This window comes from Secundilactobacillus odoratitofui DSM 19909 = JCM 15043, assembly GCF_001434895.1.
In the GTDB taxonomy this organism is placed as follows: Bacteria; Bacillota; Bacilli; order Lactobacillales; family Lactobacillaceae; genus Secundilactobacillus; species Secundilactobacillus odoratitofui.
In genome coordinates this window covers 66,790-80,498 of record NZ_AZEE01000001.1, presented here as the reverse complement: position 1 = coordinate 80,498, position 13,709 = coordinate 66,790, and the positions used below count along the sequence as shown (strand labels likewise).

Below are 13,709 nucleotides of genomic sequence, written 5' to 3'. Positions count from 1 at the left end.
CTTCAACTAAAAAAGCATCGCAGTTTCCGAGTTTGGAGACCGTGATGCTTTAGTATTTTCTATGAACTTTAACGTAAAGCTCATAGGTGTCACTTGATTAAATCGAGGTTTTAATTTGAAGCAAGGGCGCCCATTGGATCCCATGGTAATAACGTGGTTGGTGCTTCAGCTTGTGCTTGACGTTGTGCATCTGATAAGTACTTCTTGTTCACAACCACTTGGTAACAATATTCGTCCATCCAGCGATCGCTCATAACGAAGTAGCCCTTGGTGCCGACTTTTTCACCCCAGCTGTTTTCAACCTTCCACTTAGTTGGTTTGCCGTCAACTAGATCAACGCCGGTAATCACCATCGCGTGAGTCATCAGGCTTTCTGCGTAATCCAGTCGTTGGGCCTTAGTCATACTTAAATCCATGTCGAGTAGGGCGTTCTTATCGTAGGCGTCTAATGACATGATGCCCTTTTGACGATCAGAACTTTGACCAACATCACAACCAAACCAAACACTTTGGCCATCTTGAAGTTGTTTGATCGCCAGTTGCTTGAAGTCAGCCATCGTGACGTTCAAGTGTTTTACTTCGCGACCGCCCAAGACGTTACCCAGCATCTCAATTGTGTATGTTTTGTTGTAAGGCTTATCATCAGTTGGAGCGTTGATAATTGAAACGTAATCATCAAGGTTCCACCCAACATACTTGTCGTAAAAAGTTTTGGGGGTTAAATTACGATCAATGTGGTATTGATGATCATCGTCACGATACTCAAAATCAAAAGTCTGGGCAGGTTCGCCTAAGGTGTAGCAGAGCAGCCGATAGACTTCGCCCAGCATTTTATCGCGAGCTGACGCAATTTCATCTGAAGTCGCACCAGTTGCAACTAATTGGCGTAAAGTTACAGCGTCTTTGCGTAGCTTTTTATTAAGGGTGCTGTTAAGTTCGCTTGATTTGGAACTGCTGTAAGTTTCTGGCATCACCGACTTAGGGACGATCCCGTACTTTTCGATAATGGCGCATAACATGTCCCACTGACCGCCGTCTTGTTGTGGGGTGGTCATTAAGAAGGCCACTTTACGACTGTCTAAGGGTTGATCAGCAGTGTTAAGCACGTTTTGGTAGAAGTAATTTGATTTTTCAAACTTATCCCAAAAGAAAGTGTAATTTTGAGAAAGTTCGAAATCAGTTAGCTTAAATAAATCTGCCAAGTGGTGACGCATGGTGTTTAATGCGGCAAACATCCAACAACGACCGCTTTGTTTTTGGTTAGCTACCTTGCCAGTATCAAGGTCGATTGAAAAGACCGGTGTCATGTCGGTATCTGCTTTAAAATCAGCACTGGTGGCTAAGATACCTTGGTGGCTGACAGCCCGTTCAACCACTTTAGCATCCTTACGAGCGTTAAATAACGTTTGGTAACGATCAATTTGTTCGCTGCTAATGGCAGCATCATTGGTATTAGACAAATGAGTCACTCTCCTTGTATTTTAATAAAGTCCATTGTACCGCATTCTGCTGTCGAAATGAAAGATTTGGGTAGACTGATTACACAGAGAAGGCTGTTTTCAGTAGTAGAGATAGTGTAAGATAAGACAAGCACAATTTACGAGAGGGGAAAATAACATGGCAAGAGGATTTGAAGTTGTTTCTAGCTACGCAAATCAAGCATTACACGTTCCGTATCGTGCAACCAAACAGGCTGCCGGATATGACTTTGAAAGCGCAGTGGATTTTACCGTCCCTAGCATTTGGAAACTCGATTTCTTAAAAGTACTTTGGGCAATCAAACACCAACAGACAGCAACACCTGAAACGGTTGAAAAAGCAAAACGCATCTTAAAACCCTATTTAATTCCCACGGGGATCAAAGCTTACATGGGCGCGGACGAGGTATTGATTTTGGCTAACCGTTCCAGCAACCCGTTAAAGCGTGGCCTAGTGATTCCAAACGGAATTGGTGTGATTGACGCTGATTACTATAATAATGATAAAAACGAGGGCGAAATTTTCATGCAAGTCCTGAATTTCAGCCTTTTTGATGTTCAGATCAAAAAAGGTGAGCGCATTGGACAAGGCATCTTCATGCACTATTTAGCAGCTGATGATGAGTTGAAACCACAACAGGATCGACAGGGCGGTTTTGGTTCATCGGGTAAATGACCTTAAGAAGCGCTAAAACTGATTTTTCAATGACGGCAAAGGCCTAAGACTATGCTAAAATGGAATTGGTTAGGAAAAGTCAAACTTTAACCAGGAAGGATGGAATGGTATTGGCAAAAGCAAAAACTCAGTTTGTTTGTCAGAACTGTGGGTATCAAACGCCGCGTTTTTTGGGACGTTGTCCAAATTGCGGTGAGTGGAATACGTTACAAGAAGAAGTCATTGCACCAACGACCCCAGCGTCAAAGGCATCATCGACTTTGGTGAGCGGTGCGGTCTCGAAACCCGAACGGTTAGATGCAGTGTCAACTAAACGTGAACCACGTGTCAAAACTGAATTGGCTGAGTTGAACCGAGTGCTTGGTGGTGGTGTGGTGCCTGGTTCCTTAGTCTTAATTGGTGGTGATCCTGGAATTGGGAAATCTACCTTACTCTTACAAGTTTCCGGTCAGTTGAGTCAGACTGGCGGTACCGTTCTGTACGTTTCTGGGGAAGAAAGTGCTAACCAGATTAAGATGCGGGCCAATCGATTATCAGTTTCCAGCGAACATTTATTTATTTATCCCGAAACGGACATGGGTCGAATTCGAGCTAACATTGACTCGATGAAACCCGATTATGTGGTGATTGACTCGGTTCAGACAATGTCTGAACCAGACATCACTTCTGCAATTGGGTCAGTTTCTCAAATTCGACAGGTGACGGCCGAATTGATGCGAATTGCCAAGTCACAGGGTATCACAATCTTTGTGGTGGGCCATGTGACGAAGGGCGGTGCCATTGCGGGTCCCAAGATTCTTGAACATATGGTGGACACAGTCCTGTATTTTGAGGGCGATTTACACCACACCTATCGAATTTTACGAGCGGTTAAAAACCGGTTTGGATCGACCAATGAGTTAGGTATTTTTGAAATGCAAGAAAATGGGCTAAAAGAGGTCACCAACCCTTCAGAAATTTTTCTTGAAGAACGTTTGAAGGATGCCACTGGCTCTGCAATTGTGGTTTCCATGGAGGGGACCCGGCCAATTTTGGTTGAGATTCAAGCGTTGTTGACACCATCAGTTTTTGGTAACGCACAACGCACGGCATCAGGGGTTGACCGTAATCGAGTGTCATTGATCATGGCGGTATTGGAAAAACGGGCTAATTTATTGCTCCAAAATCAAGATGCATACCTTAAAGCAGCTGGTGGCGTGAAACTCGATGAACCAGCGATTGATTTAGCCCTTGCTATTAGTATTGCCAGCTCTTATCGTGATACGGGCACTGATCCAAGTGAGTGTTACGTTGGCGAAATTGGTTTGACGGGTGAAGTTCGACGCGTGAATCGAATCGAAGACCGGGTTAGTGAAGCCCATAAGTTAGGTTTTAAGCGGATTTATATCCCAAAGAATAACCTAAAAGATTGGACACCACCAACTGGCATCGAAGTGATTGGGGTTGCAACAATTGGTCAGGCATTGAAACAAATCTTGGCTTAAAAATTTTATGGAGGTGAAGCGATTGAACAAAAAACGATTAATTATTCGGAGTATCTTTGCGTTTATCGGGTTAGGGATTGGTGCAGTCTATCTGCCAGTTATTTGGCAGGCGGCGGGTTACACGACTCAGACCTGGTATAACAATCAAATTTCAAACGCCATTATTGGTGCGCTCGTGTTTTGGCTATTATCCCTTATTTTTTCAGGTTCCATCGAACGCCTGATCAATCAGTTTGAAAAAACGCTCACGTCAAAGAGTCCGGCTTACCTATTATTTGGCAGTGTTTCGACCATCGTGGGGCTGATTTTTGCGATTCTGATTTCAACGCCACTTTACCGAATTGATTCACCGTTCTTCAGCGGTGTTGTGCCAATCATTTTGATGATTCTCTTTGGCTGGCTTGGTTTTCGTTTAGGGACGACGAAACGAGAAGAATGGCGGAAGCTGTTTGCGTTTCGGAGTAAGAAAAACGAAGATGACACTGGTAGTATTATTGACCGACCAATTGACGAGAATTACCATCATTACAAGATTTTGGACACTAACATTTTGATTGATGGCAGAATTTATGACTTAGTCAAAACGGGGTTCATTGAAGGGACGCTGTTAGTCCCTAACTTTGTGCTGTATGAACTGCAATACATCGCTGACTCTAGTGATAGTATTAAACGGGTTCGTGGTCGTCGTGGCTTAGACATTTTAAACAAACTGCGTGAAGAAAATATTGTGCCAGTCGAGATGTATGAAGGCGACTATGAGGATCTTTCCGAAGTTGATAATAAGTTGATTCGGTTGGCTAAGGAAGTTAATGGCGTGATCGTGACGAACGATTATAACCTCAACAAGGTGATTGAGTTCCAGAAGGTGCAAGTTTTAAACATCAACGCACTTGCCAATGCACTTAAACCACGGGTCATTCCGGGTGAACATCTGGACGTGATGGTCGTGAAAAATGGGACTGAGCGTCAACAAGGGGTGGCTTACCTTGATGATGGCACCATGGTGGTGGTGGAAGACGGGCGTTTCTATCTCAACGAGCATCTCGATGTGATTGTGACTTCTGCAATCCAAACGGATGCTGGGCGTATGATTTTTGCAAAACCCGCCCATTCTCAACATGAAATCACGGAAGAAAATAACGACAATAAGCAACCTAATCACAAACAAAAACCGAAGAAGCGGTCGAACTAACTTTTCTTTTTGAAAGTTCCATTGTACACTTAGACATGATGTCGATTTTGACGGCCGATAATGATGACTGTCAGTCGAAATATTTTGAAAGAGGCGGAAAAAATATTGGCAAATGATTCAATTCGCGTTCGTTATGCACCAAGTCCTACTGGGCATCTGCATATCGGTAACGCACGGACAGCACTATTTAACTACTTGTTTGCGCGTCACTACAAAGGCAAGTTTATTATTCGAATCGAGGATACCGATACCAAACGAAACGTGGCGGATGGTGAAAAGAGTCAACTTGATAACCTCCGTTGGCTTGGTTTAGATTGGGACGAAGGGCCAGATAAACCTGGTGACGTGGGACCATATCGTCAATCAGAACGGTCTGAATTGTACAAACCATACATCCAACAATTATTAGATGAAGGTAAAGCCTACAAGTCTTACAAGACTGAAGATGAACTTGAAGCGGATCGTGAAGCACAACGCGCGCGTCACGAGATGCCACACTACGAATACGAGTATGCAGGTATGACGGCCGAACAACGCGAAGCTAAGATGGCTGAAGCTGAAGCAAACGGCTTAAAGCCAGTTATTCGTTTCCACGTGCCAGAACACACCACTTATGCTTGGGATGACATGGTCAAAGGCAAGGTTTCCTTTGACTCAGATACCATTGGCGGCGACTTTGTGATCGTCAAGGCAGACGGTATTCCAACGTATAACTTCGCCGTTGTGCTCGATGATCATTTGATGAAAATCAGCCACGTTTTCCGTGGTGACGACCACGTTGCTAACACACCAAAGCAGCTGATGATTTATGAAGCATTTGGCTGGGACGCACCTAAGTTCGGCCACATGAGTCTGATTATCAGCAAGGATACCGGTAAGAAGTTATCGAAGCGTGACGAAACAGTGCTTCAATTTATTGAACAATACCGTAAATTGGGTTACTTACCTGATGCATTGCTTAACTTCATTATCTTGCTTGGCTGGTCACCAGTTGGCGAAGATGAGATCTTCTCTTTGAAGGAATTTGTTAAGATGTATGACGAAAAGCGGTTAAGTAAGTCACCCGCTACGTTTGATAAGAAAAAATTGGAATGGATTAATAACCAATACGTAAAGTCTTCAGACGAAGATGTTGTGATGGACCTTGCGTTACAACAGTTGGTTGAAGCTGGTAATTTACCTGCTAATCCAGACGCTAAGACGGTTGAATGGGCACGTAAATTAATCAATGTTTACAAGCAACAAATGAGTTACATGGCTCAAATTAACGACATGGCAGATGTCTTCTTCCACGAACCAGCTGAAATTTCAGGTGAAGCGCTGGAAGAAATCTCCAATGAAACTGCACCGGTGGTTTTAAAGGAATTTGCAGACCGAATTGAGAAGCTTCAAATCTTTGATACTGTGAAGATTTTGGCGACCATCAAGGCCATCCAAAAGGACACGGGGATCAAAGGCCGTAAGCTTTGGATGCCAATTCGAATTGCGGTTACCCATGAGATGCACGGGCCAGAATTACCTGAATCAATTGAATTGATCGGTCGTGAAAAGGCTTTGGAACACATTTCTCAAACCTTAGCACAGCTTAATCAAAACTAGATCCAAACAAGGGACTTGTTCGCAACTTGGTGCTAGCCAGTGCGAGTAAGCCCTTTTTGTTTAAGTAGACGGGTTAAATAATCTAAACGAAGTATTGAAACCGTGTAAGGACGCCGGCTAAATATGCTAAAATGAACTTACGATTAATTAGAGAGGGGTTCGCAAATGCTAAAAGTTTTTAATACACTCACACGACAAAAAGAAGTGTTTACACCCATCACATCTGGTATTGTGAACATGTACGTCTGTGGCCCAACTGTTTATAATTATATTCATATTGGTAACGCCCGCAGTGCGATTGCTTTCGATACGATCCGCCGTTATTTTGAATATAAGGGGTATCATGTTAACTACGTCTCGAACTTTACGGACGTTGATGACAAGATGATCAAGGCCGCTAAAGAAGCCAATACAACCGTACCGGCTATCGCTGATCGGTTTATCGATGCTTTTATGACCGATACGACTGCGTTGAATATTGAACCTGCAACCAAGCACCCAAGGGCAACTGAAAATATCAAAGAAATTATTGCCTTTATTCAAGACTTAGTCGCTAAAGGATACGCCTATGAAGCTGAGGGGGACGTTTATTACCGAGCTCGTAAATTTGAAGGTTATGGTAAACTATCCCATCAAAACATTGATGATTTAGAGGTCGGTGCCAGCCAGCACGTTGATGCCGAAGAAGTAAACCGTAAGGAAGACCCCGTGGACTTTGCACTCTGGAAAGGTGCCAAGGCCGATGAGATTTCTTGGCCATCACCTTGGGGCGAGGGTCGACCAGGTTGGCACATTGAATGTTCAGTTATGTCGACTAAGTATCTGGGTGATACGTTTGATATTCATGGTGGTGGCCAAGATTTAACATTTCCACACCATGAAAATGAAATTGCCCAGAGTGAGGCCAAAACTGGTCAGACGTTTGCGAATTACTGGCTCCATAATGGTTTTGTGACCGTTGGTGATGATAACGAGAAGATGAGTAAGTCACTGGGAAATTTTGTGACGGTTCATGATATTTTGAAGACGGTGGATCCACAAGTGCTACGGTTCTTCATGTCAACGACGCAATACCGACGCCCAATTCAATACACTCAGGATAATTTAACGGATGCGCAAAACAATCTTAAGCACCTCCAAACAGCTTATAATAATCTGACCTACCGACTTAAAGACGCTGAAGCAGGTTCGGATCCAAAGATCGAACAGGAAATTCGTCAGATTGAAGCTGACTTTGTAGACTCAATGGATGACGATTTTAACGTCCAAAACGGTATTGCTCAAGTGTATGAATTGGCCAAGTTGGCCAACGTTTATGCTGAACGACCAGTGGTGTTTAAGACAAGCGTTGCCTTCATCCTAAAAACGTTAACTGAGTTAGTGAACGTGTTTGGCATCGTCTTCAAAGAAGAATCGTTGAACGATGAGGGCATTCAAGCTTTGATTGATGAGCGATTAAAGGCACGACAAGATCGTAATTTTGAGCGTAGCGATGAAATCAGAGAACAACTGAAAGCACAAGGGATTATTTTAGAGGATACGCCACAAGGGACCCGGTGGCATCGAGACGAGAAAGGAACACTATGACCGAAGAACAAGATTATCAACAACTAAACGGCATTGCGTTAGCTTACATGGGTGATGCCGCTTATGAAGTGTTCGTTCGCCGACACTTAATTGAACAGGGCTTGACCAAGCCCACCAAGTTACACCATAAAGCAACCATGTACGTTTCAGCCAAGGCGCAAGCTGCCTTGATTGATTTGATGAACACGGATGCGATTTTATCTGAAGAGGAACAAAACTATTTCCGACGTGGCCGCAACGCCAAAAGTTATACCCATGCTAAGAACACAAGTGTCATGACGTACCGGATCTCAACGGGTTTTGAAGCACTTTTTGGTTATCTGACGTTGAGCAATCAGACTAATCGTTTGGCAGAGTTAGCACAATGGTGCATTGAACAGGTTGAAGCAGGGAGATTAGCAAATGAAAAATAAACCAACGGCACCACAGGAACCCTCCGAATTTATCTTTGGTCGTCATCCAGCCATCGCGGCTTTAAAAAGTGATCAAGAAATTAACAAGGTTTTTATCCAAGACGGTTTAAAGCATGAGTTGATTGGTGAAATCATTAAGTTAGCTAAAAAACGGTCACTTGTGATTCAGATGGTTCCAAAGTCTAAATTGGAGCGGTTGGTGCCCCGAGAAAATCATCAAGGGGTCGTGTTGGCTGTTTCTGCTTATGACTATGCAAGTATCGATGACCTGTTTGCTGCGGCGGACAACGCCGGTGAACCACCGTTCTTCTTGATTCTGGATAATATTAATGATCCCCATAATCTTGGCTCAATTATGCGGACAGCCGATGCAGTTGGTGCCCATGGCATCATTATTCCTAAGCGTCGTTCAGTTGGTTTAACGGCGGTCGTCGCTAAAACATCCACTGGTGCGATTGAACACGTGCCAGTTGCCCGCGTGACGAACCTTGTGAACACGGTCAAGGAGCTAAAAGATCGTGGCCTATGGGTATTTGGTACTGACATGAACGGCACGGACTACCGGCGTTTTGACGCTCGCGGGCCAGTTGGCATTATTATTGGTAATGAAGGTAAGGGCATTTCACCACTGCTTAAAAAAGCGGTGGATGAGATGTTGACCATCCCAATGGTAGGTCACGTTCAAAGTTTAAATGCCAGTGTGGCTGCCAGCCTACTGATGTATCAGGCCTTTCAATCTAGACATCCCCTTGATTAAGGTGGTGAGTCGATAATGAAAAAAGAGATATTGATTGTTGATGCTTACAATATGATTGGCAATTGGCCAGATCTGAATCACCTGAAACTGACCGGTCGTCTGGAAGAGGCACGAGATCAATTACTCAGTATTTTATCTGAGTACCGTAAATACTTGAGAATTGAGATTATCGTGGTTTTTGATGCGATGTTTGTGCCAGGTATGTCCAAAAAGTACGACCATTATGGTCTCGAAGTTGTTTGGACCGGGCAGGATCAAACGGCGGATGAGTATATTGAAGCATTGACTAAGGAAAAACAGTCTCGTTTTACACAGGTCAAGGTCGCAACCAGTGATCAGGCAGAACAATGGACGGTTTTTTCAGCTGGTGCATTGCGCGTGCCGGCCGCTGAATTACTGACAGACCTTGTCCGAACAAAAAAGGAAGTTCAAACTCAGGCCGTCAAGATTGCGGATCTGGGTCAGGTGCGACATTCACCTTGGAGTGACGGTCAATTATCAAAATTGGCCAACTTAAGGGATACCTTGGGCGATGAACAATCAACAGATAAACATTAAGAAGTTTTTAAGTATCTTGACAATATCAACCAATAATCGACATTGGTCTAGTTCAAAAATTATCATCATATCGCAACCAATTGCCAATTTAGGGCAATTGGTTGTTTTTTATCGCTTTAAAGTTGGGTTTCGTTTGGTACGCACCTTGAGTTGTGGTTGGTATAGTAACGGTATCAATTAAGTGGAGGAGTCAGTATGCAAATTGATGTGAACGAATCAAACGATTGGACTTTAGTGGAATTGGCACGCAATGGGGATGAAGTAGCTTTGCAGGTTCTGTCGGACCGGTATAAGCCGCTGATTTTGAGTGTTCATGCTCGATTTTCGAATCAACAATATGAATTGACGGAATGGGTGCACGAAGCCATGATTATTTTGTGGAGTGTTGTTCGAAAATTTGATACCGCTCGAACGCGCGCGTTTGGCAGTTACTACAAAATTGCTTTGATCAATCGGCGACATGATTATACAAGACGGCAAAACGCAAAGAAGCGACGCGGTCTTTATCCAGATACATCGATTGATGCCCAACCAACTTATTTTGCTGATTTTTTGACCAATGATGTGAGTAGCTCGATTGATCAACTGGTTGCCATTCGCCAACAGCTGATTGAATTAATCAAACATGATTTGTCCAAACTAGAACGCGCCGTTGTGATGGCGATTATTTCTGGCATGACGGATACCCAAATTAAACAACGGTTGTCGTTAACGACCACGCAAATGCACAACGCTACTGAACGAATTAAACGTAAGGTTCGCCAAGAGTTGGGAGACTGACTTACTTAGTTGTTACTTTGACAATCCGGGGCGTCAATGATAGAATCAAGTTTGCTATAAGGAGGTGTTAAACGTGGCTCAAAGAAAAGTTGCGTTAGCATGTTCTGTCTGTGGATCGCGGAACTATACGATTCCAGCTAGTCCTAATCGAAAAGTAAGACTTGAAGTCAATAAGTATTGTAAGTATTGCGGAAAACATACCCTACACCGAGAGACTCGGTAGGCAATGTTGTCGAACGTAAGGAGGAACTCATGCGTTTTTTCAGATTTTTAGTGGGCGTTAAAGATGAGATGAAGCAAGTTTCTTGGCCAAACGCCAAGCAAACGCGTAAGGATACGGGGAGTGTTATCTCAGTTGCCATTTCCATGGCCATTTTCCTTGGCATCGTCGATTATTTAGTACAAGCTGGTTTAAAATTGTTTGTCTAACGTCACGAGACAGATATTTATGCTATAATGTGATTGGTGAAACTTCGCGCTGTCGGAGTTTTTTTATTTGGAATGAAACATTGTCAACCCATTTTGGAAAGGATGGAACAACATGGTTGAATCAGCTGAAAAGCAATGGTATGTACTGCATACTTACTCTGGCTACGAAAATAAAGTTAAGATGAACTTGGAGTCGCGTGCCCAATCAATGGGAATGCAAGATTTCATTTATCGAGTGGTCGTTCCTGAAGAAGAAGAGCGTGAGGTAAAAAACGGTAAGGAAAAGATCAAGATGGACAAGACTTTTCCTGGTTACGTTTTAGTTGAAATGGTCATGACTGATCAAGCCTGGTACATCGTCCGTAACACACCAGGTGTTACTGGGTTTATCGGCTCTCACGGTCAAGGTTCTAAGCCTACGCCACTGTTACCAGAAGAAGTTGAGCTGATTTTGAAGCGACTTGGTATGAGCAGCCGCCACGAAGACCTGGATGTTGACATTGACGATACCGTTAAGATCGTTGATGGGGCCTTTTCAGGATTGGAAGGTAAGATTACCGAAGTTGACCATGAAAAAGCGAAGTTAAAGGTTAATATTGACATGTTTGGTCGTGAAACCAGCGCCGAATTGAACTTTGATCAAGTTGACCCAATTATGTAATTAAATTGCCTGATTCACTTGGCATTTTGATTGAATTGTGGTAACTTATATGAGTATGTTTTTCATACACGTGTGGGAGGAGAAATCTGCTCTCCATTTACCACAACACGGACTCAAGGAGGTTATGTCTCGTGGCTAAAAAAGTAGCTAACATTGTTAAATTACAAATTCCTGCGGGTAAAGCAACACCAGCCCCTCCAGTTGGACCAGCATTGGGCCAAGCCGGAATTAATATCATGGGCTTTACGAAGGATTTCAACGCTCGTACTGCTGACCAAGCTGGAATGATCATTCCAGTTGTGATCACGGTTTATGAAGATCGTTCATTCGACTTCATTACCAAGACACCACCAGCTGCCGTTCTTTTGAAGAAGGCTGCCGGTGTTGAACACGGTTCAGGCGAACCTAACACTAAGAAGGTTGCTACGGTAACCAAGGCTCAGGTTAAGGAAATTGCCGAAACCAAAATGCAAGACCTAAACGCCGCTGACGTAGAAGCAGCTATGCGCATGGTTGAAGGTACTGCTCGTAGCATGGGCTTCACTGTAGAAGGTTAATCCCAGCTACTAACACTACGGATACTTTGTAAAAGCAAATGTATCAAGTGGGAGGCCAAGCCGTTATAACCACATTTGCAAGGAGGAAAACACAAGATGGCTCATAAAAGAGGTAAAAAGTATCAAGACGCTGTCAAGCAAGTAGAACAAGAAAAATTCTACGCCCTTGATGAAGCGGTTGATTTAGTTAAGAAGATTGATTTCGCTAAGTTCGATGCAACAATTGAAATTGCATTCAAGCTTAACGTTGATACAAAGCAAGCTGACCAACAACTCCGTGGGGCAGTCGTACTGCCTAACGGTACTGGTAAAGATCAGACTGTTGTTGTATTTGCTAAGGGTGATAAGGCTAAGGAAGCTCAAGAAGCCGGCGCTGACTTTGTTGGTGAAGACGACTTAGTTGCTAAGATCCAAGACGGCTGGTTGGACTTTGATGTTGCAATTGCGACACCAGATATGATGGCCCAAGTTGGTCGTTTAGGTCGGGTTCTTGGTCCTAAGGGCTTAATGCCTAACCCTAAGACTGGTACTGTTACTATGGACGTTGCAAAGGCCGTTAACGATTCTAAGGCTGGTAAGGTGACTTACCGGACTGACCGTGACGGTAACGTAGCTGTTCCTGTCGGCAAAGTATCATTCGATGCAGACAAGTTAGTTGAAAACTTAAAGACGATTGCTAACGTGGTTGTTTCAGCCCGTCCAGCAGCCGTTAAAGGGACTTACGTACAACACGTATCAATCGCATCAACCTTTGGCCCTAGTGTCAATGTCGATGTTGCATCCCTTTAATTAAGTAAAATAAAAATCCCGTATTGACTTTTAAGTAGCCTTTCGGTATGCTTAAAAGGTTGATATTTGTTCTGCCCAAGACTCAGGTGGTGAAAGCCTTAATTATGCCTGCCGAGGAAGATGTGACCGTTAGTTTACATTTCTCTCTATGTCAGGGCGACATAGGGATTTTTTATTCCCAGATTATTTCAGGAGGTGAAACTAATGAGTGAACAAACTGTTGCTGTTAAAGCACAACAAGTTGAAGAAGTAACGAAGCGCTTTGAATCCGCTCAATCAGCCATTGTCGTTGATTACCGTGGTTTAACTGTTGCTGAGGTAACGGAATTACGTAAGCAATTACGTGAAGCCGGCGTTTCAATGAGTGTTATCAAGAACAAGATTTTGACCCGTGCCGCAGAAAAAGCCGGTTACGCTGATTTAAACGACGTATTTGCTGGCCCTACTGCTGTTGCCTTTTCTGATGAAGATGCAATTGCACCTGCTAAGATCTTGAAGAAGTTTGCTGATAGCCACGATGCCCTTGAATTAAAGGGTGGTATGGTTGAAGGTAAAGTTGCTACGCTTGATGAAATCAACGCATACGCAACGATGCCAAGTCGTGAAGACTTGTTGTCAATGCTTGCTAGTGCATTGTCTGATCCTATGCGTAAAATTGCGCGTGCGGTTAAGGCTGTCGCTGACAAAGGTGAAGGCGAAGCTGCCTAAGCCACAACTACTACTAATAATCCCACAATAAATGGAGGAAA

At 43.6% G+C, this 13,709-nt stretch carries 16 protein-coding genes and 1 other annotated feature; of the genes, 15 read left to right on the top strand and 1 reads right to left on the bottom strand.

Annotation, left to right across the window (positions count from 1 at the left end; translation table 11 throughout):
• Positions 1–110: 110 nt before the first annotated feature.
• Positions 111–1,460 carry a C1 family peptidase gene (locus FD04_RS00400; RefSeq protein ID WP_056946239.1) on the bottom strand — a complete coding sequence of 450 codons (1,350 nt, stop codon included), beginning with the start codon at positions 1,458–1,460 and terminating at the stop codon, positions 111–113.
• A gap of 157 nt (positions 1,461–1,617) precedes the next feature.
• On the opposite strand from FD04_RS00400, the gene FD04_RS00395 reads away from it, so the two are divergent.
• The 15 genes from FD04_RS00395 (at position 1,618) to rplJ (ending at position 13,668) form a co-directional block, all read left to right on the top strand.
• Positions 1,618–2,154 carry a dCTP deaminase/dUTPase family protein gene (locus FD04_RS00395; RefSeq protein WP_056946238.1) on the top strand — a complete coding sequence of 179 codons (537 nt, stop codon included), beginning with the start codon at positions 1,618–1,620 and terminating at the stop codon, positions 2,152–2,154.
• Positions 2,155–2,264: 110 nt separating this feature from the next.
• Entirely contained in the window at positions 2,265–3,638 is a 1,374-nt protein-coding gene (gene radA / locus FD04_RS00390; RefSeq protein ID WP_156660365.1) for a DNA repair protein RadA, read from the top strand.
• 22 nt (positions 3,639–3,660) lie between these two features.
• Positions 3,661–4,830: a PIN/TRAM domain-containing protein gene (locus FD04_RS00385; protein ID WP_082603067.1), complete on the top strand. Its 1,170-nt coding sequence runs from the start codon at positions 3,661–3,663 to the stop codon at positions 4,828–4,830.
• Between the two features lie 105 nt (positions 4,831–4,935).
• On the top strand, positions 4,936–6,429 hold the full coding sequence (gene gltX / locus FD04_RS00380; protein WP_056946234.1) for a glutamate--tRNA ligase: 1,494 nt from the start codon (positions 4,936–4,938) through the stop codon (positions 6,427–6,429).
• 165 nt (positions 6,430–6,594) lie between these two features.
• Positions 6,595–8,016 carry a cysteine--tRNA ligase gene (gene cysS / locus FD04_RS00375; RefSeq protein WP_056946233.1) on the top strand — a complete coding sequence of 474 codons (1,422 nt, stop codon included), beginning with the start codon at positions 6,595–6,597 and terminating at the stop codon, positions 8,014–8,016.
• The gene (locus FD04_RS00370; protein WP_054701955.1) at positions 8,013–8,429 is read left to right on the top strand and encodes a Mini-ribonuclease 3; all 417 of its coding nucleotides are present in this window, start codon (positions 8,013–8,015) and stop codon (positions 8,427–8,429) included. The genes cysS and FD04_RS00370 overlap by 4 nt, the downstream gene beginning before the upstream one ends.
• Positions 8,419–9,186 carry a 23S rRNA (guanosine(2251)-2'-O)-methyltransferase RlmB gene (gene rlmB, locus FD04_RS00365; RefSeq protein ID WP_056946232.1) on the top strand — a complete coding sequence of 256 codons (768 nt, stop codon included), beginning with the start codon at positions 8,419–8,421 and terminating at the stop codon, positions 9,184–9,186. Before FD04_RS00370 ends, rlmB begins: the two co-directional genes overlap by 11 nt.
• A 15-nt stretch (positions 9,187–9,201) precedes the next feature.
• Positions 9,202–9,744, top strand: coding sequence for an NYN domain-containing protein (locus tag FD04_RS00360; RefSeq protein WP_056946231.1), 543 nt, complete (start codon positions 9,202–9,204; stop codon positions 9,742–9,744).
• 195 nt (positions 9,745–9,939) lie between these two features.
• A complete protein-coding gene (locus tag FD04_RS00355) occupies positions 9,940–10,524 on the top strand; it encodes a sigma-70 family RNA polymerase sigma factor (RefSeq protein WP_054701958.1) in 585 nt (194 codons plus the stop codon).
• A 73-nt stretch (positions 10,525–10,597) separates the two neighbouring features.
• Positions 10,598–10,747 (top strand): 50S ribosomal protein L33, encoded by a 150-nt coding sequence (gene rpmG / locus FD04_RS12275; RefSeq protein ID WP_082603066.1) that lies wholly within the window; start codon positions 10,598–10,600, stop codon positions 10,745–10,747.
• Between the two features lie 29 nt (positions 10,748–10,776).
• On the top strand, positions 10,777–10,953 hold the full coding sequence (secE, locus tag FD04_RS00350) for a preprotein translocase subunit SecE (protein ID WP_056946230.1): 177 nt from the start codon (positions 10,777–10,779) through the stop codon (positions 10,951–10,953).
• 112 nt (positions 10,954–11,065) lie between these two features.
• The gene (nusG, locus tag FD04_RS00345; protein WP_056946229.1) at positions 11,066–11,614 is read left to right on the top strand and encodes a transcription termination/antitermination protein NusG; all 549 of its coding nucleotides are present in this window, start codon (positions 11,066–11,068) and stop codon (positions 11,612–11,614) included.
• Between the two features lie 131 nt (positions 11,615–11,745).
• Positions 11,746–12,171, top strand: coding sequence for a 50S ribosomal protein L11 (gene rplK, locus FD04_RS00340; RefSeq protein ID WP_056946227.1), 426 nt, complete (start codon positions 11,746–11,748; stop codon positions 12,169–12,171).
• Positions 12,172–12,267: 96 nt separating this feature from the next.
• Complete coding sequence (gene rplA / locus FD04_RS00335; protein WP_056946226.1) at positions 12,268–12,960, top strand: 50S ribosomal protein L1; 693 nt, start codon at positions 12,268–12,270, stop codon at positions 12,958–12,960.
• Between the two features lie 56 nt (positions 12,961–13,016).
• Positions 13,017–13,143, top strand: a sequence feature (ribosomal protein L10 leader region).
• Positions 13,144–13,164: 21 nt separating this feature from the next.
• The gene (gene rplJ, locus FD04_RS00330; protein WP_054701964.1) at positions 13,165–13,668 is read left to right on the top strand and encodes a 50S ribosomal protein L10; all 504 of its coding nucleotides are present in this window, start codon (positions 13,165–13,167) and stop codon (positions 13,666–13,668) included.
• Positions 13,669–13,709 lie beyond the last annotated feature (41 nt).